The organism is Peterkaempfera griseoplana, from assembly GCF_001418575.1.
Lineage (GTDB): Bacteria > Actinomycetota > Actinomycetes > Streptomycetales > Streptomycetaceae > Peterkaempfera > Peterkaempfera griseoplana.
The window spans coordinates 1-21,787 of sequence record NZ_LIQR01000057.1 but is presented as its reverse complement, the minus strand read 5'-3'; the positions used below and the strand labels follow the sequence as shown (position 1 = coordinate 21,787).

19 protein-coding genes are annotated in these 21,787 nt (G+C 73.3%); 12 read left to right on the top strand and 7 right to left on the bottom strand.

The window, feature by feature from the left end:
• Positions 1–187 precede the first annotated feature (187 nt).
• Entirely contained in the window at positions 188–3,331 is a 3,144-nt protein-coding gene (ileS, locus tag AOK09_RS04895) for an isoleucine--tRNA ligase (RefSeq protein WP_217698379.1), read from the bottom strand.
• A 517-nt stretch (positions 3,332–3,848) separates the two neighbouring features.
• On the opposite strand from ileS, the gene AOK09_RS41705 reads away from it, so the two are divergent.
• The 4 genes from AOK09_RS41705 (at position 3,849) to AOK09_RS04875 (ending at position 6,675) form a co-directional block, all read left to right on the top strand.
• A complete protein-coding gene (locus tag AOK09_RS41705; protein ID WP_055585865.1) occupies positions 3,849–4,448 on the top strand; it encodes a TraR/DksA family transcriptional regulator in 600 nt (199 codons plus the stop codon).
• Positions 4,449–4,542: 94 nt separating this feature from the next.
• Positions 4,543–5,220 carry a signal peptidase II gene (gene lspA / locus AOK09_RS04885; RefSeq protein ID WP_055585864.1) on the top strand — a complete coding sequence of 226 codons (678 nt, stop codon included), beginning with the start codon at positions 4,543–4,545 and terminating at the stop codon, positions 5,218–5,220.
• 51 nt (positions 5,221–5,271) lie between these two features.
• Positions 5,272–6,210 (top strand): RluA family pseudouridine synthase, encoded by a 939-nt coding sequence (locus tag AOK09_RS04880; protein WP_055585863.1) that lies wholly within the window; start codon positions 5,272–5,274, stop codon positions 6,208–6,210.
• Positions 6,211–6,675: a GNAT family N-acetyltransferase gene (locus AOK09_RS04875; RefSeq protein ID WP_245687121.1), complete on the top strand. Its 465-nt coding sequence runs from the start codon at positions 6,211–6,213 to the stop codon at positions 6,673–6,675.
• A gap of 7 nt (positions 6,676–6,682) precedes the next feature.
• Here the strand turns inward: AOK09_RS04875 and AOK09_RS04870 are convergent, their stop codons facing one another.
• Complete coding sequence (locus AOK09_RS04870) at positions 6,683–7,936, bottom strand: mechanosensitive ion channel family protein (protein ID WP_079062761.1); 1,254 nt, start codon at positions 7,934–7,936, stop codon at positions 6,683–6,685.
• 166 nt (positions 7,937–8,102) lie between these two features.
• Here AOK09_RS04870 and AOK09_RS04865 point away from each other — a divergent pair, with 166 nt between their 5' ends.
• Both AOK09_RS04865 and AOK09_RS04860 read left to right on the top strand, forming a co-directional pair.
• On the top strand, positions 8,103–10,898 hold the full coding sequence (locus tag AOK09_RS04865) for an alpha/beta fold hydrolase (RefSeq protein WP_055585862.1): 2,796 nt from the start codon (positions 8,103–8,105) through the stop codon (positions 10,896–10,898).
• Positions 10,899–10,939: 41 nt separating this feature from the next.
• Positions 10,940–11,806, top strand: coding sequence for an ABC transporter permease (locus tag AOK09_RS04860; protein WP_107101241.1), 867 nt, complete (start codon positions 10,940–10,942; stop codon positions 11,804–11,806).
• Between the two features lie 51 nt (positions 11,807–11,857).
• Here AOK09_RS04860 and AOK09_RS04855 read toward each other — a convergent pair whose 3' ends face one another.
• Positions 11,858–12,988 carry a mechanosensitive ion channel family protein gene (locus AOK09_RS04855; RefSeq protein WP_055585861.1) on the bottom strand — a complete coding sequence of 377 codons (1,131 nt, stop codon included), beginning with the start codon at positions 12,986–12,988 and terminating at the stop codon, positions 11,858–11,860.
• Positions 12,989–13,132: 144 nt separating this feature from the next.
• On the opposite strand from AOK09_RS04855, the gene AOK09_RS04850 reads away from it, so the two are divergent.
• Both AOK09_RS04850 and AOK09_RS04845 read left to right on the top strand, forming a co-directional pair.
• A complete protein-coding gene (locus AOK09_RS04850) occupies positions 13,133–13,753 on the top strand; it encodes a dienelactone hydrolase family protein (RefSeq protein ID WP_055585860.1) in 621 nt (206 codons plus the stop codon).
• 56 nt (positions 13,754–13,809) lie between these two features.
• Positions 13,810–14,379, top strand: a complete 570-nt coding sequence (locus AOK09_RS04845) for a hypothetical protein (protein WP_157875804.1) — start codon at positions 13,810–13,812, stop codon at positions 14,377–14,379.
• 57 nt (positions 14,380–14,436) lie between these two features.
• Here AOK09_RS04845 and AOK09_RS04840 read toward each other — a convergent pair whose 3' ends face one another.
• Complete coding sequence (locus tag AOK09_RS04840; protein ID WP_055585858.1) at positions 14,437–14,916, bottom strand: hypothetical protein; 480 nt, start codon at positions 14,914–14,916, stop codon at positions 14,437–14,439.
• A 133-nt stretch (positions 14,917–15,049) separates the two neighbouring features.
• Here AOK09_RS04840 and AOK09_RS04835 point away from each other — a divergent pair, with 133 nt between their 5' ends.
• Together AOK09_RS04835 and AOK09_RS04830 are read left to right on the top strand one after the other, a co-directional pair.
• Positions 15,050–15,478 (top strand): MerR family transcriptional regulator, encoded by a 429-nt coding sequence (locus AOK09_RS04835; RefSeq protein ID WP_079062755.1) that lies wholly within the window; start codon positions 15,050–15,052, stop codon positions 15,476–15,478.
• A 126-nt stretch (positions 15,479–15,604) separates the two neighbouring features.
• Positions 15,605–16,213 (top strand): DUF4291 domain-containing protein, encoded by a 609-nt coding sequence (locus tag AOK09_RS04830; protein ID WP_055585857.1) that lies wholly within the window; start codon positions 15,605–15,607, stop codon positions 16,211–16,213.
• Positions 16,214–16,301: 88 nt separating this feature from the next.
• On the opposite strand, the gene katG is transcribed toward AOK09_RS04830, so the two are convergent.
• Complete coding sequence (gene katG, locus AOK09_RS04825) at positions 16,302–18,533, bottom strand: catalase/peroxidase HPI (RefSeq protein WP_055585856.1); 2,232 nt, start codon at positions 18,531–18,533, stop codon at positions 16,302–16,304.
• A gap of 572 nt (positions 18,534–19,105) precedes the next feature.
• On the opposite strand from katG, the gene AOK09_RS04820 reads away from it, so the two are divergent.
• Positions 19,106–19,516, top strand: a complete 411-nt coding sequence (locus AOK09_RS04820) for a Fur family transcriptional regulator (RefSeq protein WP_055585855.1) — start codon at positions 19,106–19,108, stop codon at positions 19,514–19,516.
• Between the two features lie 34 nt (positions 19,517–19,550).
• Here AOK09_RS04820 and AOK09_RS04815 read toward each other — a convergent pair whose 3' ends face one another.
• Entirely contained in the window at positions 19,551–20,093 is a 543-nt protein-coding gene (locus tag AOK09_RS04815) for a hypothetical protein (RefSeq protein WP_322973150.1), read from the bottom strand.
• Positions 20,094–20,554: 461 nt separating this feature from the next.
• Positions 20,555–20,788: a hypothetical protein gene (locus AOK09_RS04810; RefSeq protein WP_055585853.1), complete on the bottom strand. Its 234-nt coding sequence runs from the start codon at positions 20,786–20,788 to the stop codon at positions 20,555–20,557.
• 438 nt (positions 20,789–21,226) lie between these two features.
• Here AOK09_RS04810 and AOK09_RS04805 point away from each other — a divergent pair.
• The coding region (locus AOK09_RS04805; protein ID WP_055585877.1) for an IS5 family transposase at positions 21,227–21,787 on the top strand (561 nt) is incomplete at its 3' end.

The following is a 21,787-nucleotide window of genomic DNA, read 5'->3' as shown; positions in this document are numbered from 1 at the left end:
CGCGACACAGAACGGCGCCCCCACCGCGATGCGGTGGGGGCGCCGTTCTGTGTGTCCGCGGTGAGGCGCCCGGCCGGCCGGGCCTCGGTGGGCGCCGCGGGGTGGCGGTGCGGCCCGGACCGGGCGAAAGCGGCAGCCCCGGGCCCGTGGGGGCCCGGGGCTGCCGGCGGCCGGGTCGGGCCGGAGGTCAGGCCTTGCGGAGGCGGAAGGAGAGGCCCAGGGACTCGTCGGTGAAGGCCTCGGAGGTCCAGTCGGCCTCGCCCTCGGCGAAGTCCACCGCCAGCACCTCGTCGGCGACCAGCCCGGCGTGCTCGGCCAGCGCCCCGGCGGTCTCCGGGTCCTCGGCGGTCCACCGCAGCACGATCCGGTCGGCGACGTCCAGGCCGCTGCTCTTGCGGGCCTCCTGGACCTGCCGGATCACATCCCGGGCGACGCCGGTGCGGCGCAGCTCGGGGGTGATGTGCAGGTCCAGGGCGACGGTGGCGCCGGACTCGTTGGCCACGGCCCAGCCCTCGCGGGGGGTCTCGGTCACCACGACCTCGTCCGGGGTGAGTTCGACGGTCTCGCCGTTCACCTCGACCGCAGCGGTGCCCCCGGCGCGCAGCGCGGCGGAGAGGGCGGCGGCGTCGGCGGCCGCGATGGCCTTGGCGACGTCCTGCACACCCTTGCCGAAACGCTTGCCCAGCGCCCGGAAGTTGGCCTTGGCGGTGGTGTCCACCAGCGAGCCGCCGACCTCGGCCAGCGAGGCGAGCTCGGAGACGTTGAGCTCCTCGGCGATCTGCCCGCGCAGTTCGGCCGGCAGCTCCTCCCAGCCCTGGGCGGCGATCAGCGCCCGGGAGAGCGGCTGACGGGTCTTCACCCCGGAGTCGGCGCGGGTGGCGCGGCCGAGCTCCACCAGACGGCGGACCAGGGCCATGTGCCGGGAGAGGTCGGTGTCGATCACGCTCTCGTCGGCCTGCGGCCAGGAGGCCAGGTGCACCGAGGCGGGGGCGTCCGGCACCACCGTCACCACCAGGTCCTGCCAGACCCGCTCGGTGATGAACGGGACCAGCGGGGCCATCAGCCGGGTGACGGTGTCCACGACCTCGTGGAGGGTGGCCAGGGCGGCGGGCTCCCCCTGCCAGAAGCGGCGGCGGGAGCGGCGGACGTACCAGTTGGAGAGGTCGTCGACGAAGGCGGAGAGCAGCCGGCCGGCACGCTGGGTGTCGAAGGCCTCCAGCGCGGCGTCCACCTCTCGTACCAGGATGCCCAGTTCGGACAGCAGCCAGCGGTCCAGCAGCGGCCGCTCGGCCGCGGCGGGGTCGGCGGCGGACGGGGCCCAGCCGGCGGTGCGGGCGTACAGGGCCTGGAAGGCGACGGTGTTCCAGTAGGTGAGGAGGGTCTTGCGGACCACCTCCTGGATGGTGCCGTGGCCGACCCGGCGGGCGGCCCACGGGGAGCCGCCGGCGGCCATGAACCACCGCACCGCGTCGGCGCCGTGCTGGTCCATCAGCGGGATGGGCTGCAGGATGTTGCCCAGGTGCTTGGACATCTTGCGGCCGTCCTCGGCGAGGATGTGGCCCAGGCAGACCACGTTCTCGTACGAGCTGCGGTCGAAGACCAGGGTGCCGACGGCCATCAGCGAGTAGAACCAGCCGCGGGTCTGGTCGATGGCCTCGGAGATGAACTGCGCGGGGTAGCTCTTCTCGAACTGCTCCTGGTTGCGGTACGGGTAGCCCCACTGCGCGAACGGCATGGAACCCGAGTCGTACCAGGCGTCGATGACCTCGGGCACCCGGGTGGCGGTGGCGGAGCACTCGGGGCAGTCGAGGGTGACGTCGTCGATGTAGGGGCGGTGCGGGTCCAGCGCGGAGAGGTCGCGGCCGGCCAGCTCGCCGAGCTCGGAGAGCGAGCCGACACAGGTGAGGTGGCCCTGCTCGCAGGTCCAGATCGGCAGCGGGGTGCCCCAGTAGCGCTTGCGGCTCAGCGCCCAGTCGACGTTGTTGTTGAGCCAGTCCCCGAAGCGGCCGTGCTTGATGTTCTCCGGGAACCAGTTGGTGCGCTCGTTCTCGCGCAGCAGGGCGTCCTTGACCGCGGTGGTGCGGATGTACCAGGACGGCTGGGCGTAGTAGAGCAGCGCCGTGTGGCAGCGCCAGCAGTGCGGGTAGCTGTGCTCGTAGGGCAGGTGGCGGAAGAGCAGGCCGCGGGCCTGGAGGTCGGCCACCAGCGCCTCGTCGGCCTTCTTGAAGAAGACCCCGCCGACCAGCGGCACTTCGGGCTCGAAGGTGCCGTCCGGGCGCACCGGGTTGACCACCGGCAGTCCGTAGCTGCGGCAGACCCGCAGGTCGTCCTCGCCGAAGGCGGGGGACTGGTGGACCAGGCCGGTGCCGTCCTCGGTGGTCACATAGGTGTCGTTGACGACGTAGTGGGCGTCCTCGATCGGGACCAGCGCGAAGGGGCGGTCGTAGGTCCAGCGCTCCATCTCGGCGCCGGTGAAGGTCTGCCCGGTGGCGGTCCAGCCCTCGCCCAGCGCCTTGGCCAGCAGCGGCTCGGCGACGACCAGCTGCTCGGTGCCGTCGGTGGCCACCGTGTAGGTGACCTCGGGGTGGGCGGCGACCGCGGTGTTGGAGACCAGGGTCCACGGGGTCGTCGTCCAGACCAGCAGCGAGGCCTGGCCGGCGAGCGGGCCGGAGGTCAGCGGGAAGCGGACGAAGACCGAGGGGTCGACCACGGTCTCGTAGCCCTGGGCGAGTTCGTGGTCGGAGAGGCCGGTGCCGCAGCGGGGGCACCAGGGGGCGACCCGGTGGTCCTGCACCAGCAGGCCCTTGTCGAAGATCTGCTTCAGCGACCACCACACCGACTCGATGTAGGCGGGGTCCATGGTGCGGTAGGCCTGGTCCAGGTCGACCCAGTAGCCCATCCGCTCGGTGAGCTCCGCGAAGGCGTCGGTGTGCCGGGTGACCGACTCGCGGCACCTGGCGTTGAACTCGGCGATGCCGTACGCCTCGATGTCCTGCTTGCCGGTGAAGCCCAGCTCCTTCTCCACCGCCAGCTCGACCGGCAGCCCGTGGCAGTCCCAGCCGGCCTTGCGGCCGACGTGGTAGCCCTTCATGGTGCGGTAGCGGGGGAAGACGTCCTTGAAGACGCGGGCCTCGATGTGGTGGGCGCCGGGCATGCCGTTGGCGGTGGGCGGGCCCTCGAAGAAGACCCACTCGGGGCGGCCCTCGGACTGCTCCAGGCTGCGCTGGAAGATCTTGTTGTCCCGCCAGAAGGAGAGCACCTGGTGCTCCAGGGCGGGCAGGTCGACCTGCGCGGGCACGGCCCGGTAACGGGGCTCTTCGGGGTTGGTCATCGCGGGGGCCTTCCTCCGGCGGATGCGTGCGATACGGCTTCCGACGGAGGGACGAGGCAGCGTGCGCGGCCCCGCGGTACCACCCTCCTTGGCTGCGGACGGGGGTGCCTGCCGCGGCCCACTCATTGGTGCTGCTGCCGGGTCTACCGGGCCCTCGCCGGGCCGTTCTTCCGGCGGCTCCGGGGTGATCTTCCCGTCGTGCACGCCCCCGGGCTCCCACCGTCCCCGGTTCGCTGCTGGCTGCGTACGGCGGTACTCGTCCCCATCAACGCCTCGCACCAGCAGTGTATAGGCCGGCGCAACCGCTTTCGCCGCGGCGGGCGGTAGCGGACACCGAATGCGGTTAACGGGTCACGTTCTGGGCACAACCTCGTCAGGCCGGAGGAGGGCCTCCTCGGGTGGACATCGGGCGCATGCCGGAATGTCCGGTTGTGACATGAATCGCAGCGAATTATCGTTCCGGCACCGAGCGGACCGGGAACCGCCGGGCACCGCCATTCGTGAAGGGGTCGTAGCCATGGCTGATAAGGCTGAGAACGGGACCACCGCCACCAGGCGGCCCCGCAGGGCCGTGGCGGACCCGGGGGAGGGGACAGTGACCACGCGCCGCAAGACCAGTACCGCCGCCGCACGCCCGGCGGTCCCGACTCGCACCCACGCCTCGGCGGCGGCGCCCCGGGCGGTCGCCACCGCGGCCGTACCGGAGCCCGGCCCGCTGGAGCCGGCGGACCTCCCGGTGCGCCCGGGCGAGGACCCCTGGACCGCCGAGGAGGTCGTCGAGCTGCGCGACGAGCTCACCGCGGAGGCCCAGCGGCTGAGCCTGGAGATCGACACCGCCGAGGCGGCGATCTCCGGCATGATGCGCGACTCCGGCGACGGCGCCGGCGACGACCAGGTGGACGCAGGCACCAAGAACATCTCCCGGGAGCACGAGCTCGCGCTCGCCAACAACGCCCGCGACATGCTCGCCCAGACCGAGCGGGCCCTCGGGCGGCTGGAGGGCACCGGCTTCGGCCTCTGCGAGTCCTGCGGCAACGCGGTGGGCAAGGCGAGGCTCCAGGCGTTCCCGCGGGCCACCCTCTGCGTCCAGTGCAAGGCCAAGCAGGAACGGCGCTAGCCGGGCCGCCGCGGTCCCGCCCCTCCTGTGCCGCCCCGGTGCCGTACGCTCGACCTCGACAGCGCCGCCCCGGCCCCGGGGCCGGTTACCACCTGTGACGGCAGCGGAGCGCATCATCAGTACGCCAGGTTCCCACCAGACCCAGGGCGGCGCGGCCCGGGACAACGCCGTCGACCCCGCGGCCCGGCAGACACCCGCCGGCGCCGAGGAGTCGACCCAGCAGGCCGCGGAGGCGGCTCCCGTCCCGGAGGCACGACGCCGCCGGGTGGGCGTGCTGCTGGTCGTCGCGCTCCTCGCCTACCTGATCGACCTGGGCAGCAAGCTGCTGGTGGTCGCCAGGCTCGAGGGTCACGCCCCCATCCAGGTCATCGGCGATGTGCTCACCTTCCAGGTGATCCGCAACCCCGGTGCGGCCTTCGGCATGGGACAGGCGCTGACCATCGTCTTCACTCTGATCGCCGCCTCGGTGATCGTGGTGATCTGGCGGATCGCCCGCAAGCTCCACAGCCTGCCCTGGGCGATCGCGCTGGGTCTGCTGCTGGGCGGCGCCCTGGGCAACCTCACCGACCGGCTCTTCCGCGCCCCGGCGGTCTTCCGCGGGCATGTGGTGGACTTCATCTCGCTGCAGCACTTCGCCGTCTTCAACCTCGCGGACTCCGCGATCGTCTGCGGCGGTGTGCTGGTGGTGCTGCTCTCCTTCCGCGGCTCCAACCCGGACGGCTCCGTCCAGCGGGACCGCGAGGAGGAGCCGGACGCCGCCGGGCAGTCCTGACCCCGGCCGCCGTGGCCGTGGCGGGCTCCGCCGTCCGGCATACTCGTTCGGGTGAGCACCGCAGCGCAGATCCGCACCTTGCCCGTACCCGACGGCCTCGAGGGTGAGCGTCTCGACGCCGCCCTCGCCCGGATGTTCGGCTTCTCCCGCACCAAGGCGGCCGAACTCGCCGCCGACGGGAAGGTCCGGGTGGACGGCGCCACGGCCGGCAAGTCGGACCGGGTCACCGCGGGCGCCTGGCTGGAGGTCGAGATCCCCGCCCCGCCCGCGCCGGTGCAGATCGTCGCCGAGCCGGTCGAGGGCATGCGGATCGTCCATGACGACGACCACCTGGTGGTGGTCGACAAGCCGGTGGGCGTCGCCGCCCACCCCAGCCCCGGCTGGACCGGCACCACCGTGATCGGCGGGCTCGCCGCGGCCGGCTACCGCATCTCCACCTCGGGCGCGGCCGAGCGCCAGGGCATCGTGCACCGCCTGGACGTCGGCACCTCCGGCCTGATGGTGGTCGCCAAGTCGGAGCTGGCCTACAGCCTGCTGAAGCAGCAGTTCCGCGAGCGCACCGTGGACAAGCGCTACAACGCCCTGGTCCAGGGCCACCCCGACCCGATGCGCGGCACCGTGGACGCCCCCATCGACCGCCACCCCAGCTCCGACTGGAAGTGGGCCGTGGTCGCCACCGGCAAGCCCTCGGTCACCCACTACGACCTGATCGAGGCCTTCCGGGCCGCCTCGCTGCTGGACATCAAGCTGGAGACCGGCCGCACCCACCAGATCCGGGTCCACATGTCCGCGCTGCGCCACCCCTGCGTGGGCGACCTCACCTACGGCGCCGACCCCACCCTGGCCAAGCGGCTGGGCCTCACCCGCCAGTGGCTGCACGCCGTCCACCTGGGCTTCGAGCACCCCTCGGACGGCCAGTGGGTGGAGTTCGACAGCGAGTACCCCGAGGACCTGGCCAAGGCCCTCGACATCATCACCGCGGAGAGCTGAGTGGACGCCGTCATCCGTACCGCCGACACCGACGAGGACATGGCGCAGGTGCACCGGGTCCGCCGCGAGGTCTTCATCGTCGAGCAGCGGATCCCCGAGGACGAGGAGTGGGACGACCTCGACCCGCTCTGCGTCCATCTGCTGGCCGCGGGCCCCGGCGGTGAGGCGCTGGGCACCGGCCGGCTGATCCACGGGGAGCCCGCCCGCAAGCAGGCCGGCCGCGACGGTGTGGTGCTGCTCGGCAGGCTCGCCGTCCTGCCCGCCGCCCGCGGCACCGGCCTGGGCGCGGCCCTGGTCCGGGCGCTTGAGCAGGCCGGGGTGGAGCGGGGCGCCCGGGAGATGGAACTGCACGCCCAGGTCACCGCGATCGGCTTCTACGAGCGGCTGGGCTACACGGCCCACGGCCCCGAGTACCTCGACGGCGGCCTCCCGCACCGCACCATGACCAGGACCCTGGCGGGCTGACCGCCGGTCACCCCCGCCGCGGGTCCCCGGCCGGGCCGCCGTCCTTGGCCAGCGACACACCGCCGGGGCCGCCCGCGTTGTGCAGGGCCTCCACGTCCGTGGGCTCCTGACCGGGCCGGTGCGGCCCCTCCGCGGGGTCCTGCCGCGGCCCGGCGTCGGCCGCCGCCTGCCCGCGCCGGCCGGCATCCGCCGCACCGTCCTGCCACAGCCCCTCCCTGGGCCGGGGGACCTCCGCCGCGGGGGCTGCGGCGGTGGCGATCCGGGGCAGCGACCCGGGGTGGTTGGTCCGCAGCCACTCCACCAGCCGCTCGCGCACCTCGCAGCGGAGCGCGAAGACGTCGTCGGAGTCCTGGGCGGTCATCAGGGCCCGCACCACGATCCCGCTGGGTGTGGTGTCGGTGACCTGGAGCGCCGACCCCAGGCCGTCCCACAGCGGCGAGTCCTTCAGCAGCCGCCGGAACTCCTCGCGCAGCTCCTCGACCGGGGTGGCGTGGTCCAGGTACAGCAGCACCGTGCCGGTCATCCGGGGATCGTGCCGGGACCAGTTCTCGAAGGGCTTGGAGGCGAAGTACGACACCGGCATCACGATCCGCCGCTGGTCCCAGGTGGCGAGCACCAGATAGGTGAGGGTGATCTCCTCCACCGTCCCCCACTCGCCCTCCACCACCACCACGTCGCCGATCCGCACCATGTCGCCGAAGGCGACCTGCAGCCCGGCGAAGAGATTGCCCAGCGTCGACTGCGCCGCCACACCCGCGACCACCCCGATCAGCCCCGCCGAGGCCAGCAGGCTGGTGCCCACCGCCCGCACCCCGGGGAAGGTCAGCAGCATGCAGGCCCCCGCCACCAGCGCCACCAGCACCGTGGTGATCCGCCGCAGCATCCCCGCCTGGGTACGGACCCGCCGTACCCGCGCCGGATCCCGGTGCCCCGCGGTGTAGCGGGTGAAGGAGGTGCCGATCAGCAGGGCGGCGGTACGCGACAGCAGCCAGGCGGCCACCGCGATCAGCAGCAGCACCAGCACATGCCGCAGCGGCCCCCGCACGGCGGCCGGCAGACCGGCCGTCTGCTCGCTGCCGAGCAGTACCAGCGATCCGACCGTGAGCAGGAAGGGCACCCGGCAGCGCCGCAGCGGCGCCCGCAGGCTCTCGGGCCGCCCGGCGACGAGCCGCCCCACCAGCCGCTCGGCGAGCCGCCCCAGCACCAGGGTGACCAGCAACGTTCCGACCAGCGCCAGACCCGGCCTCAGTACGCTCCACAGGTCCACGAGTTGTCTCTCTCCTCTTCCGTACGCCGTTCCGGGTATCCCTTGCCGCTTCCGTGATCCGGACACCAGTCCGTCGGGTGGCGCCCCCCACACCGGGCCCCGCCGGGAGCACCGGCTCCCCGGGTCGGGGCCCGGGGCAGGGCAGTTAGGATCAGCGACCATGGAGCCGGTCGGCCGCCGTGTGCGGCAGTGGTGGAGGGGGTGGCCGCGCCGCGCCCGGCGGCTGACGGCCGCGGTGCTGGCCCTGGCCGCGGTGGCGGGTGGCGCCGGGGTGTGGCGGCAGACGGCCTCGGGTGGCCCCGTGGTCCACGTCGAGCAGCGCTTTCTGCAGCTGCCCGAGAGCCCGGGCAGCTCCCGGCGGGTGGCCGTCGACACCTCCTTCCTCACCGCGGGCGGACCCGGCCGGCGTCCGGCGGTGCTGCTGGCGCACGGCTTCGGCGGCTCCAAGAACGACGTCAGGGCGCAGGCCGAGCAGCTCGCCCGGTCCGGCTACGCGGTGCTCACCTGGTCGGCCCGCGGCTTCGGCCGCTCCGGCGGGCGGATCGCGCTGGACTCGCCGGACGCGGAGGTGCAGGACGTCCGCGCCCTGGTCGACTGGCTGGCCCGGCGTCCCGAGGTGCAGCTGGACGGAGCGGGCGACCCCCGGGTCGGGGTCGCCGGTGCCTCGTACGGCGGGGCGATCTCGCTGCTGGCGGCGGCCTACGACCGGCGGATCGACGCGATCGCCCCCCAGATCACCTGGTGGAACCTGGCGGACGCGCTCTTCCCGCAGAACGCCGTGGGGGGATCCGCCGCCGACGGGGTCTTCAAGCGGCTCTGGGCCGGGATCTTCTTCACCTCCGGCTCCGCCTCCCTGGGCGCCTCCGGCTCCGCCGCCGCAAGCGCCGCGGCCCCCGCCGCCGCGGGCGCCTCCGGCTGCGGCCGCTTCACCGACCAGCTCTGCGAGATGTACAACCGGGTCGCGGTGGCCGGACACGCCGACCCGGCCGCCGTGAAGCTGCTGGACCGCTCCAGCCCGTCCTCCGTCGCCGACCGCATCCGCGTCCCCACCCTGGTCGTCCAGGGGCTGCACGACTCCCTCTTCCCCCTCGACCAGGGGGACGCCATCGCCCGGGCGGTCGCCGCCAACGGAGCGCCCGTCGCGGTCGACTGGTTCGACGGCGGACACGACGGCGGCAACCAGGAGAGCGGACGCGTCCAGCAGCGGATCACCGCCTGGTTCGACCACTACCTCAAGGGCAGCGGCGCCGCCACCGGCCCGGCCTTCCGGGTCACCCGCACCGGTGGCCTGGACTCCACCGGCGTCGAGCCGGTGCTGCGCGGCGCCACCGCCGAACGCTACCCAGGCCTGGACGGCACCACCCGCCGCACCGTGGCGCTGACCGGGCCCGAGCAGACCGCGGCCAACCCGGCCGGGGGCTCCCCGCCGGCCCTCTCCACCGTCCCCGGGGTCTCGGCGCTCACCCAGCTCTCCGCCGCGGGCGCCGGGCTCACCCTCGACCTCCCCGGCCAGTCCGCGGTCTTCACCTCCGCTCCGCTGCCCGCCGCGGTCCGGGTCACCGGAACACCCCGGATCACCGTACGGGTGCACTCCGACCGGCCCGACGCGGTGCTCTTCGGCAAGGTCTACGACGTCGCCCAGGACGGCACCCGCACCCTTCCCCAGCAGCTGGCCGCCCCGCTGCGGGTGACCGGCGCCGACAGCGCCGCAGGCCGCACCCTGGAGGTACGGCTGCCCGCGGTGGACCACGAGTTCGCCGCGGGCCACCGGATGGCGGTCGTCCTGGCCACCACCGACCTGGCCTACGCCTCACCGGTGCAGCCCGCCCACTACCGCATCGCGGCGGTCGGCCCCGGCCTGGTGGTGCCCGCCGACCAGGGGCTGCGCACCGCGGCCCCGCCGCTGCCCGGCTGGGTCTGGGGCCTGCCCGCCGCAGCCGTCGCCTTCGCCGCGCTGCTGCTGCTCACCGGCCGCGGCCGGCTGCGCCGCACCCCGCCGCCCGACCCCCTGCTGGCGGCGGTGCCGCTGCAGATCACCGGCCTGTCCAAGCGCTATGCCGGGGCAGCCGACCGCTATGCCGTGCGCGACCTGGGCTTCCGGGTGGAACAGGGCCAGGTGGTGGGTCTGCTCGGCCCCAACGGCGCGGGGAAGACCACCACCCTGCGGATGCTGATGGGCCTCATCCGCCCGGACGGCGGCGACATCCGGATCTTCGGCCACGCGGTCCGCGGCGGCTCACCCGTGCTCTCCCGGGTCGGCGCCTTCGTCGAGGGCGCGGGTTTCCTGCCCCATCTGACCGGCCGCGACAACCTGCGGCTGTACTGGCAGGCCACCGGCCGCCCGGCCGGGGACGCCCACCTGGACGAGGCCCTGGAGATCGCCGCACTGGGCGAGGCCCTGGACCGGGCGGTGCGCACCTACTCCCAGGGCATGCGCCAGCGCCTGGCCATCGCCCAGGCCATGCTGGGCCTGCCCGAACTGCTCATCCTGGACGAGCCCACCAACGGACTGGACCCCCCGCAGATCCGCGAGATGCGCGAGGTGCTGATCCGCTACGCCGCCACCGGACGCACCGTCATCGTCTCCAGTCATCTGCTCTCCGAGGTCGAGCAGAGCTGCAGTCACCTGGTGGTGATGGACCAGGGCAGGCTGGTCGCGGCGGGCGCCGTCGCCGACATCGTCGGTGCGGGCGGCCTGCTGATGGTCTCCGTGGTCACCAGCGGCCCCGAGGCGCTGGACGAGGGCGGTGTCACCGCGGCCGCCGAGAAGATCGCCGCCCTGGAGGGGGTGGCCTCCGCGGAAGCCGCCGACGGCGGGGTGCTGGTGGCACTGGACGGCCTGGCGCCGCACCGGCTGCTGGCGGAACTGGTCCGGCTCGGCATCCCCGTGGAGCGGCTGGCCCCGCACCGCCGCCTGGAGGACGCCTTCCTCTCCCTGATCGGAGGCCCCGCGTGAGCGCCGTACCGACGCCCTCCGCGGCACCCCGGGTGCCCCCGCTGGGCAGCCCCGAGCCGCCCGACGCCGGGCACGCCCCCGGCTATCAGCCGCGCCGCACCCTGCCCTTCCGGGTGGAGGCCGTACGGCAGCTGCGCCGCCGCCGCACCCTGGTGATGGCCGCGGTACTGGCCGGGCTGCCGCTGGTCCTGCTGATCGCCTTCGCGGTCGGCGGCGGACCGGACCCCGGCCGCGGCCGCACCACCCTGATCGACACGGCCACCGCCTCCGGCGCCAACTTCGCGGCCACCGCGCTCTTTGTCTCCAGCGGCTTTCTGCTGGTCATCCCGGTGGCGCTGTTCTGCGGCGACACGGTGGCCTCGGAGGCGGGCTGGTCCTCGCTGCGCTATCTGCTGGCCGCGCCCGTGCCGCGTCCCCGGCTGCTCGGGGTGAAACTCGCCGTCGGACTGGCCTTCAGCGCCGCCGCCATGGTGCTGCTGCCCGCGGTGGCGCTCGCCGTCGGCACCGCCGCCTACGGCTGGGGGGATCTGCGTCTGCCGACCGGAGGCAGCCTGGCGGCGGGTGACGCGCTGCCCCGGCTGCTGATCGCGGTGGCGTATGTGACGGTGTCCCAACTGGCCACCGCCGGGCTGGCGTTCTGGCTCTCCACCGCCACCGACGCCCCGCTGGGGGCGGTCGGCGGCGCGGTCTTCCTCACCGTCCTCGGCAATGTGCTGGACGCGGTCACCGCCCTCGGGGACTGGCGGCAGTTCCTGCCCGCGCACTGGCAGTACGCCTGGGCCGACGCGCTGCAGCCCCAGCTGGAGTGGGGCGGCATGGTCAAGGGCGGCTCCGTGTCGGTCTCCTGCGCGGTGGTGCTGGTGGCCCTGGCCTTCCGGCGCTTCCGGGGCAAGGACGTGGTGTCCTGACGCCGGCCGCGGCCGGAGTTCCGGGCGGCGCTTCGGCAGGACCGCAACCGGTCAGCGCGGCTTCTTGGCCAGGCTGACACCCGGCCCGCCGGCCCGGCGGGGCACCGGGACGGCCTCGTCCCCGGGATGCCACTGCGCCCCGTCGGGCGTCTTGCTCTCGGCCACCGCGGTCACCACCCGGGGCAGCGCACGCGGATGGCGGTCGCGCACATAGCCGAGCAGATGCTCGCGGACCGCACAGCGCAGCGTCCAGACGTCGTCCGCGTCGCGCGCCGTCACCAGCGCCCGCACCACCACCGTGGACGGGGTGGTGTCCGTGACCAGCAGGCTCCAGCCCTGCCTGTCCCACAGGGCGTTGCCGTCCAGATAGCGCTTCAGCTCCGCCCGCAGTTCCGCGACCGGGGCGGCGTGGTCCAGGTGCAGCAGCACCGTGCCGGTCATCCGGGGGTCCTTGCGGGACCAGTTCTCGAAGGGGCGGCCGGTGAAGTACGACACCGGCATCACGATCCGTCGCTGGTCCCAGGTGGCGAGGACCAGATAGGTGAGAGTGATCTCCTCCACCTCGCCGCGCTGCCCGTCCACCACCACCACATCGCCGATCCGCACCATGTCGCCGAAGGCGATCTGCAGCCCGGCGAAGAGGTTGCCCAGCGTCGGCTGCGCGGCGATGCCCGCCACCACGCCGATCACCCCGGCCGAGGCCAGCAGGCTGGCACCCGCCGTACGGGCCCCGGGGAAGGTCATCAGCATGGACGCGATCGCCACCAGCACGATGGCGGCCTGGGTCACCCGCCGTATCAGCCCCACCTGGGTCCTGATCCGCCGGATCCGGGAGTGGTCCTCCACCGCGCTCTCGTACCGGCCCACCGCCGTGGTCACCAGCGCACCGGTGACCCGCACCCCCAGCCACCCCGAGGTGCCCAGCACCAGCAGCAGCAGGGCATGCCGGACGTCCGGGTAGAGGTGGCGGGGCAGCCGGGCGGCGGGGAGCGCCGCGTACAGCCAGGCCGCGGCGACCGCCGCCTGCAGCGGCATCCGGCAGCGGCGCAGCAGCGGCAGGGTCCGCGACGCGGGCCGGGCGCCGATCGCCCGCCGCAGCAACCGGTCCGCCGCCCAGCCCACCAGGGCCGGTACGGCGACCGCGCAGCACAGCAGGGCCAGCGGACGAATCACGCTCCACATGGGGGTCGACTTCCGTTCGTGGGACGGTGGTTCAGGGATGATCTTCGACCATCCTGGCGGATCGGCGGGCCGCCGATTACCGCGGACCACCCGCGAGCGGGATCATGGCAGGCGAGACCGACCATCCGTACGAGAGGCACCCCCGTGGCACGTATCCTGCTCCTCCACTCCGCCTACGGGCTGCGGCCCGCCGTGCACGCGGCCGCCGAGCGGCTGCGCGCCGCCGGACACGAGGTGCATGTGCCGGACCTCTACGACGGCCGTGTGACGGCCACCGTCGAGGAGGGCATGGCGATCAAGGAGCAGATCGGCACCGACGAACTCCTCCGCCGCGCGGTCGCCGCCGCCGTCCCGCTGCTGGGCTCGGCCTCCTCCGGGGTCTCCGGCAACGGCGGCGGGCCCGACGCACCGGGCCTGGTCTATGCCGGCTTCTCGCTCGGCGGCGCCCTCGCCCAGAACCTCGCCCTCGCCGACGAGGCCTGCCGCGGCCTGCTGCTCTTCCACGGCACCTCCGACATCCTGGACGAGGCCGCCACCGGCATCCCGGTCCAGCTCCATGTCGCCGAGCCGGACCCCTTCGAGACCGAGGACTGGCTGAACGCCTGGTACCTGCGGATGCGCAGGGCGGGGGCGGACGTCGAGGTCCACCGCTACCGCGGAGCCGGGCACCTCTTCACCGACCCCGACCTCCCCGACTACGACGCCGAGGCCGCGCAGCAGGCCTGGGCGGTGGCCCTGGACCTCCTCGCCGAGATCGACGCCTGAGGCTGGTAGGGTGCGGCCGGCCCGGACGGGATCCGGGCCGGTGAGGGGGCATGCCCATGGTGCGGTTGCGGCGTCTGCGCCCCCGGCACATCTTCCTGATCGGCTCGCTGACCCTGGCGGCGGCCACTGCCGGCTGGGCAGCGCACACGGTGCTCTCCTGGGGAGACGGTCTCTCCGCCCAGCCCGACAACCATGTGGCCGCCACCGACTCCCGGGTCTGCCGGGGGACCCAGGGCAACAATGTGGACTTCGACGAGGTCATGGGGCACTTCGGGCTGGCGCTCCCGGACGGGTCGACCGCGGTGACCTTCAACGCCACACTCAACGACTTCTTCGGCGAGTACTCGCTGGACCTGCGCTTCCGTACCACGCCCCGAGGTCTGGAGGAGGTGCTGGCAGCCACCGGGCTGCCCGCCCCCGCACCGGACACCGATCCCGCCATGGGCGGCTGGCCCGCGCCCGACAGCCCGCCAGGGCCGGCGAGCGGCCCCTGCGGCCTGACCCCGCCCAGCGGGCCCCGGGTCGCCTTCGCCCAACTCGACGGCACGGAAAGCCCCGTCGTCCTGGCCGTGGACCGCAGCGACCCCGGCCACCCCACGGTGTGGATCTCCGCGCTGGACCTGTGACCGGTCCGGTGGGCAGCCCGCACCGGCCGCCTCGTCCGCGCGCTCACGGTCCGTGTGTCACCGGTGCGCCGCGTCGAGCGGACGTCCCCCGGCGCGGTCCGGCTCGCCGCCGGTGACGTCCGGCGTCCGGCGCCACCGCCACGGCACCAGCTGGACCACGCCGAAGGCCACCTCGACGCAGAGGAACAGCCACAGCAGCCGCGACACGCCGTGGGCCAGCGCATACGCCTGCCAGGTCGCGAACAGGGCACGTGCGACGCCGTCGAACAGCCCGTACTCGGGCAGTGGTCTGACGATGCGCAGGACCGCCCAGACGACCACCACCGAGCCCATCAGATCGGCGAACAGGATCTGCCAGGGGTCGGGTTGCGGAAGCCCGCCCAGCCCCAGCGACCCACCCAGCCACGACAGCGCGTCATGCACCAGCGCATAGGTCCAGGGGGTCGCGAACCCCGCCGTGACGACCAGGTCGTACCAGGCGCTCGCGCGTACGACGCGGAGGTAGCCGGGGTGTGCGGGGGTGCGGAGACGGTGCACGGCGAGGCTCCTGCCGGGTCCGGGGGCAGCGACGCCTCACGCTAAACAGTGGAGTACGCTCCAGGGTCAAGTCGGCAACCCGGCGGTCGGTCTGACGAACAGCAGATCGCTGGGCCGGCAGGGACGGAGGGGCATGCGCATCGGTGAGCTCGCCGCGCGAGCCGGCATGACCAGGGACACGATCCGGTTCTACGAGAAGGTCGGCCTCGTCTCGGGCCGGCGACTGCCCAACGGGTACCGCGACTTCCCGCCCGAGACGGTGTCCTGGCTGCAGTACATCCGCACCGCGCAGACGCTTGGATTCTCCCTGGCGGAGATCGCGCGCAACGGCGAGATCCTGCGTGAGGCACCGGACAGCGCGGTGGCGCTCTCCGCGCTCTTCCAGGAGAAGATCCAGGTCATCGACGTCCGTATGGCCGAACTGGCCGCCCTGCGCGCCGACCTGGCCACCCGGGTCGGCACCGGATGCCCCCTGAGGGCAGCCGACCGGCCCGCGGCAGCGGGAGACCGGGAGGGCGCCGCATCCGGCCGGTACGCGGCCACCGGCGGGACGGTCGACTGAATTCGCCGCCGTGCCGCCGGACGCGGATCCGTACGCCCGCGGAGCCCTCGGGGGACATGCGCCGGGAGCGGACGGCGGCGGTAATCCGCTGGCGCCGATCGCCGCTCCGGTCCCACCCTGGGCGCCATGCAGCAATCCGTCACCGGCGAGCCCAGGTACCGCATCCGCGCCCTCCACACCGCCGACACGGTCACCGTCTACCAGGCGTACGACCCGGGCATCGGCCTGCCCGCCGCCCGTGCGGGCCGCTTCCCGGCCGCCTGGAAGCGCGACCGCATGACCTGGATCAAGCCGTCGTTCCTGTGGATGATGTACCGCAGCGGCTGGGGCACCAAGGACGGTCAGCAGACGGTGCTGGCCGTGGAGATCACCCGCGAGGGGTTCGCCTGGGCGCTGGACCACGCCTGCCTGTCCCACTACCAGCGGGGCCTGCACCCCGACCGTGCCTCCTGGCAGCGGGAGTTGAGGCGCGCCCCGGCCCGGGTGCAGTGGGACCCCGAACGCGATCTGCAACTGCAGCCGCTGCCCCACCGCTCGCTCCAGCTCGGGCTCTGCGGTGAGGCAGCCGCCCGCTATGCGGACGAGTGGACCGTCGGCATCACCGATGTGACCCCGCTCGCCCATCGGATCCACGCGCTGGTCCGGGACCGCCGGCTTGCCGAGGCCGCCGTACTGCTGCCCGGCGAACGGCTCTGGGGGGACGGCCGATCCGTGCCGGCCCGTCTGCTGCCGTAGGCCGCCCGGCGTCACACCACGGCGTCCGGGCCAAGCCCGTGCGGGCTCGGCCCGGACGTCGTGGTTCAGACGACGTGGTTCAGACGCTTCAGACGAGGTCGAACCGGTCGAGCTCCATCACCTTGTGCCACGCCGCGACGAAGTCGTTCACGAACTTCTCCTTGGCGTCGTCGCTGGCGTAGACCTCCGCGAGTGCCCGCAGCTCGGAGTTGGACCCGAAGACCAGGTCGGCCCGGCTGCCCGTCCACCTGACCTCGCCCGTGGAGAGGTCGCGGCCCTCGAAGGTGTGGGCGTCCTCGGACGTCGCCTTCCACGCCGTGCCCATGTCCAGCAGGTTGACGAAGAAGTCGTTGGTCAGCCGGCCGGGGGTGGTGGTGAGCACTCCGAGCGGGGACTGCTGGGTGTTCGCACCCAGGACCCGCAGACCGCCGACCAGGACGGTCATCTCGGGGGCGCTCAGCGTCAGCAGGTTCGCCCGGTCGAGCAGCAGGTACTCGGCCGGGAGCCGGTTGCCCTTGCCGAGGTAGTTGCGGAAGCCGTCCGCGGTCGGCTCCAGCGCGGCGAAGGACTCCACGTCGGTCTGCTCCTGCGACGCGTCCACCCGGCCCGCGGTGAAGGGGACCTCGACGTCGAAGCCGGCGTCCTTGGCGGCCTGCTCGACGGCCGCGCCGCCGGCGAGCACGATCAGGTCGGCCAGCGAGATCTGCCTGCCGCCGGCCCGCTCGGCGTTGAAGGACTCCTGGATCCCCTGCAGGGTGCGCAGCACCGGCGCCAGCTGGTCGGGGTCGTTGACCTCCCAGCCGCTCTGCGGCTCCAGGCGGATGCGCGCACCGTTGGCGCCGCCGCGCTTGTCGCTGCCGCGGAAGGACGACGCCGACGCCCACGCGGTGGACACCAGCTGGGAGACCGACAGACCCGAGGCGAGGATCCGCTCCTTGAGGAGGGCCACGTCCTCGGCGTCGACGAGCGGGTGGCTCACCTCGGGCAGGGGGTCCTGCCAGAGCAGCGTCTCGGCCGGGACCTCGGCGCCCAGGTAGCGCACGACCGGGCCCATGTCGCGGTGGGTCAGCTTGAACCAGGCGCGGGCGAAGGCGTCCGCGAACTCGGCCGGGTTCTCCAGGAAGCGGCGCGAGATCTGCTCGTAGGCCGGGTCGAACCGGAGCGACAGGTCGGTGGTGAGCATCGTCGGGGCGTGGCTCTTCGAGGAGTCGTGGGCGTCGGGGACGGTACCCGCGCCGGCGCCGTCCTTCGGCCGCCACTGGTTGGCGCCGGCGGGGCTCTGGAACAGCTCCCACTCGTAGCCGAAGAGGATCTCGAAGAAGCTGTTGTCCCAGGTGGTCGGGGTGTTGGTCCAGATGCCCTCGAGGCCGCTGGTGATCGCGTCGGCGCCCTTGCCGGTGCCGAAGGAGTTCCGCCAGCCGAGGCCCTGCTCCTCCAGCGAGGCCGCCTCGGGGTCGGCGCCGACGTGGTCCGCCGGGCCCGCGCCGTGGGTCTTGCCGAAGGTGTGGCCGCCCGCGATGAGGGCGACCGTCTCCTCGTCGTTCATCGCCATCCGGCGGAACGTCTCACGGATGTCGCGGGCCGCGGCGATCGGGTCGGGGGTGCCGTTCGGGCCCTCCGGGTTGACGTAGATCAGGCCCATCTGGACCGCGCCCAGGGGGCTCTCCAGCTCCCGGTCGCCGGTGTAGCGCTCGTCGCCCAGCCAGGTGGACTCGGGGCCCCAGTAGACGTCCTCGTCGGGCTCCCAGACGTCCACGCGGCCGCCTGCGAAGCCGAAGGTCTCGAAGCCCATCGACTCCAGGGCGACATTGCCCGTGAGGATCATGAGGTCGGCCCAGGAGATGCTGCGGCCGTACTTCTTCTTGACCGGCCACAGCAGACGGCGGGCCTTGTCCAGGTTGCCGTTGTCCGGCCAGCTGTTGAGGGGGGCGAAGCGCTGCTGGCCGGCGCCGGCGCCGCCGCGGCCGTCGCTGATCCGGTAGGTACCGGCGCTGTGCCACGCCATCCGGATCATGAACGGGCCGTAGTGGCCGAAGTCGGCGGGCCACCAGTCCTGCGAGGTGGTCAGCACCTCCGCGATGTCCTGCTTGACGGCCGCGAGGTCGAGGGCCGTGAACGCCTCGGCGTAGTCGAACTCCTCACCGTAGGGGTTGGCCACGGCGGGGTTCTTGGCAAGGATCTTCAGATTGAGCCGCTCGGGCCACCACTGGCGGTTTCCGCCGCCCTGCGTCGGGTGCGGAGCGCGTCCGTGCGCGACCGGGCAGCCACCTCCCTCCTGCGTCTTCGCGTCTACGACGATTGCATCGTGGTTCTCAGACATGGCAACCCTTCCGTACTGAGCGGATCACGGTGTTCAGCAACTGCAGGCGGTGGATCGGGCGGGGCGCGGGCCCCGGAGGGCGGCCCGGGCCCTGTCGGGCCGGGCGCCGTGGCGGTTGCAGGCGGTGGGGGGCCCGGCCGGCCGCGGCACCGTCGCCGGCGCGCGACGGGGAGCGGGGCGCGCTGCCGGCCGGGTCGGTGTGCGGGTGTCGCCGCCGCGGGCGGGCCGGGTCGGAGGGCGACCCGTGCCACCCGGTCGCGCGCCTCCGGGGGCGGTCGCCGGGGCGTCGGGCCGGCAGGGCTCCGGGACGGTGCCGACTCGGGCGGTGCCGGGCGGTGCGGTACAGGCGGCCGTCATCCACGGTCCGGCACCGCGCAACTGCTCGGTGAGGGTGCCGTCACGTCCTGTCTCCTGTCGCACTGCACTCGTCCTGCCCCTTGGCTGTCGCCGGAACCGATCCTACGATGGACGGAGTCTAAGTCAAGAAGTCAGCCAATCCCGTACACAATCAGAACTCGGATCCCCGCTGGTAAACTTCCCGTGTCCCACCGAGCCCGAATAGGTGAACCGACATGAGCGACCTGCTGGAGCGACTGCGAGGACGTGGCTGGCGGATGACCTCCCAGCGACGTGTCGTCGCGGAGGTTCTCGACGGCGACCATGTCCATCTCACGGCCGACGAGGTGCACGCCCGCGCGGCGCAGCGGCTGCCCGAGATCTCCCGGGCGACCGTCTACAACACCCTGGGCGAGCTGGTCTCCCTCGGTGAGGTCATCGAGGTCGCCACCGACGGCCGCGCCAAGCGCTACGACCCCAACGCACACCACCCGCACCAGCACCTGGTGTGCTCCCGCTGCGGCACCGTCCGGGACGTCCACCCGACGGGCGATCCGCTGGCCGACCTCCCCACGGCGGAGCGCTTCGGCTTCATGGTCTCCCAGGCCGAGGTCACCTACCGCGGCCTCTGCCCTTCCTGCGCCTGACCAGCCCTGCTTCGGCGCCCCGCCCGCCCGGGCGTCAACCGCGGGGCTGCGCGGCGCCCGTACCGCGCCGCCGCCGCCAGTAGGCGAGGGTGAGAAGCGCCAGCAGTGGCCCCCAGAGCGGAAGCGGGGCGTAGGTGGCGACGAAGAAGCCGAGACGCCAGCCGTGCAGCGTGAGGGTGGGGAAGTCGGCCGGGAGCCGTCCGCCCTGCAGGGTGACCCCGGACGTGATCGAGACCGCGACGACGGTCCCCAGCACCGTGAGGACGGCGGCGCCGAAGGCGGCCGGGAGCACGGCAGCCGGGAGCGGTACGCGGCGCCCGCCCAGTCCGGGGATCCACCGCGGGAAGACCTCTCCCCAGGCGGCGACGAGGCCGACGGCGGTGAATGCGAGGAGTTCGGAGAGGACCGACAGGAAGGTCACGTACACCGGGCCGGGAAGCCACGCCGGAAGGTCCCCGGCACCGTGCCGCAGGCCGTCGCCCCCCACATGGAGGACGGCCGTCGCGATCCTCCAGACGCCCGACGGCAGCACCAGGAGCGGGATGGCGTGGGCGATGACGCGGGCCCACCGGGGCACTCCCTCGACGGACGCGTGAGCGGCCCGCCACCCCCCGCGTAATCCGGTCCGCGGTGCTCCGTCGAGGGTGGTCATGGGTGGGCTCCCGGGGCCGGCTGCTGCTGTCGGGTCGACGATCTCAGCCGCACGGGGTGGCAGACGTCGCCCGCGAGCACGATCCGGGTCATCCGCAGAGCGGAGCCCGCCCTCGTCCGGGGAGCCTGGTGGGGCTGAGCCCGGACCCCCGCCCACGGGACCCGGTCGGCGGCCGGGCCCGGGGGTGACAGACTCGGCGGGCCAGATCCAGAAGCACTGATCGCCTGTCCGTCTCAAGGCAGGCCTTGCTGTGCACGGCACACGGACGCCCCGGATCACCCGGGGTGGTGCTCATCAGCGAGGTTGAATCGTGGAGAGGCGAAAGGCAGGTCCCCTGCTGGGAGTTCGCCGACGGTTCGGTAGGCGGGCCGCGCACTGACAGAGCGTCACAGTCTCATCCAGGGCAGGAAGCCGAACGGGAGCAGGAGGCTCGCGGCCACCGCCGCCGCACCCGACAGCGCGGCCCCGAGATGGACTGCCCAGTGACCGTACCGCCCCGTGACCAGCTGACGGGCCAGTCCTCCCAGGCCGCCGAGGACCACGATGCCGCCGATCTCCACGACCAGGCTGATGTTGAGCAGCAGTACGAAGGCGAGCGTTCCCAGACCGAGAAGGAGCACGGTGGTGCCCTCGGAACGCGTCCGGGCCGGTGGCCTGGGTGGCCGCTCAGAGCAGTCCGGCGGGCCCATCCACCCCTCGGCCCACCGCGGCCCGGTCCCGTCGTCATTTTGCTGTTTCACGGGCCCTCTCCTCCCCGCGACCGCTACCCAGGCTAGGAGCCTGTCTCAGAAGCCGTTGTCGTTCCGATCACGGTGAGCAGGGGTTCGACTGTGGCGGCTCGGTCGAGTGATCTTCTGGTGGTCCGGGCATGAAGGCCGGGTCTCCGGCACAGCTCGTGGGTGCGAAGCCATCCGAGCTGCAGGGAGACCCCGTTGCCGCAGTCTTACGTGTCTGCGTTCCGCGAGTCCAACTCGCCTTCCCGGTCGTGTGATTGCGTCGCGCACATGTACGGAAACGCCGCCGACCGCCCCGAACGGACACGGATCTACCCTTCCGACATGACCGACGCCGAGTGGGCCCAGGTCCGTGCGTCACTGCCGGTGCCGGGATGGCTGGAGGGAAGGGGCGGCCAGCCGGAGGGCTACTGCCACCGGCAGATGATCGACGCCGTGCGGTACCTGGTGGACAACGGCATCAAGTGGCGAGCCATGCCGGCCGACTTCCCCGTCTGGGACCGGGTCTACGCCTTCTGGCGCAGGTGGCGGGACAAGGGCTTCATCCGCGAACTGCACGACCGGCTGCGCGACCGGGTCCGCGAGGCGGCGGGACGCGACCGAGAGCCGACCGCGGGCATCATCGACTCACAGTCGGTGAAGGCGGCCGCCTCCGTGCCCGCCGCGACACGAGGCTTCGACGGCGGGAAGAAGGTCAACGGACGCAAGCGGCACATCGTGGTCGACACGCTCGGGCTCCTGCTCGCCGTGATGGTTACCGCGGCCTCGGCCACCGACCGCGAGGCCGGGCAGCGCGTGCTCGCCCGGCTTCGCGCGCGGCACTGGCGCATGACCCTCGTGTGGGCGGAGGGCGGTTATGCCAGCTCGTCGACTTCGCCCGCAACG

What these genes read in the sequence shown, in the direction of transcription:
- ileS (WP_217698379.1), bottom strand. Translation starts at nt 3,331, where the DNA reads ATGACCAACCCCGAAGAGCCCCGTTACCGGGCCGTGCCCGCGCAGGTC.
- AOK09_RS41705 (WP_055585865.1), top strand. Translation starts at nt 3,849, where the DNA reads ATGGCTGATAAGGCTGAGAACGGGACCACCGCCACCAGGCGGCCCCGC.
- AOK09_RS04865 (WP_055585862.1), top strand. Translation starts at nt 8,103, where the DNA reads ATGGAGCCGGTCGGCCGCCGTGTGCGGCAGTGGTGGAGGGGGTGGCCG.
- AOK09_RS04855 (WP_055585861.1), bottom strand. Translation starts at nt 12,988, where the DNA reads ATGTGGAGCGTGATTCGTCCGCTGGCCCTGCTGTGCTGCGCGGTCGCC.
- AOK09_RS04845 (WP_157875804.1), top strand. Translation starts at nt 13,810, where the DNA reads ATGGTGCGGTTGCGGCGTCTGCGCCCCCGGCACATCTTCCTGATCGGC.
- AOK09_RS04835 (WP_079062755.1), top strand. Translation starts at nt 15,050, where the DNA reads ATGCGCATCGGTGAGCTCGCCGCGCGAGCCGGCATGACCAGGGACACG.
- AOK09_RS04830 (WP_055585857.1), top strand. Translation starts at nt 15,605, where the DNA reads ATGCAGCAATCCGTCACCGGCGAGCCCAGGTACCGCATCCGCGCCCTC.
- katG (WP_055585856.1), bottom strand. Translation starts at nt 18,533, where the DNA reads ATGTCTGAGAACCACGATGCAATCGTCGTAGACGCGAAGACGCAGGAG.
- AOK09_RS04820 (WP_055585855.1), top strand. Translation starts at nt 19,106, where the DNA reads ATGAGCGACCTGCTGGAGCGACTGCGAGGACGTGGCTGGCGGATGACC.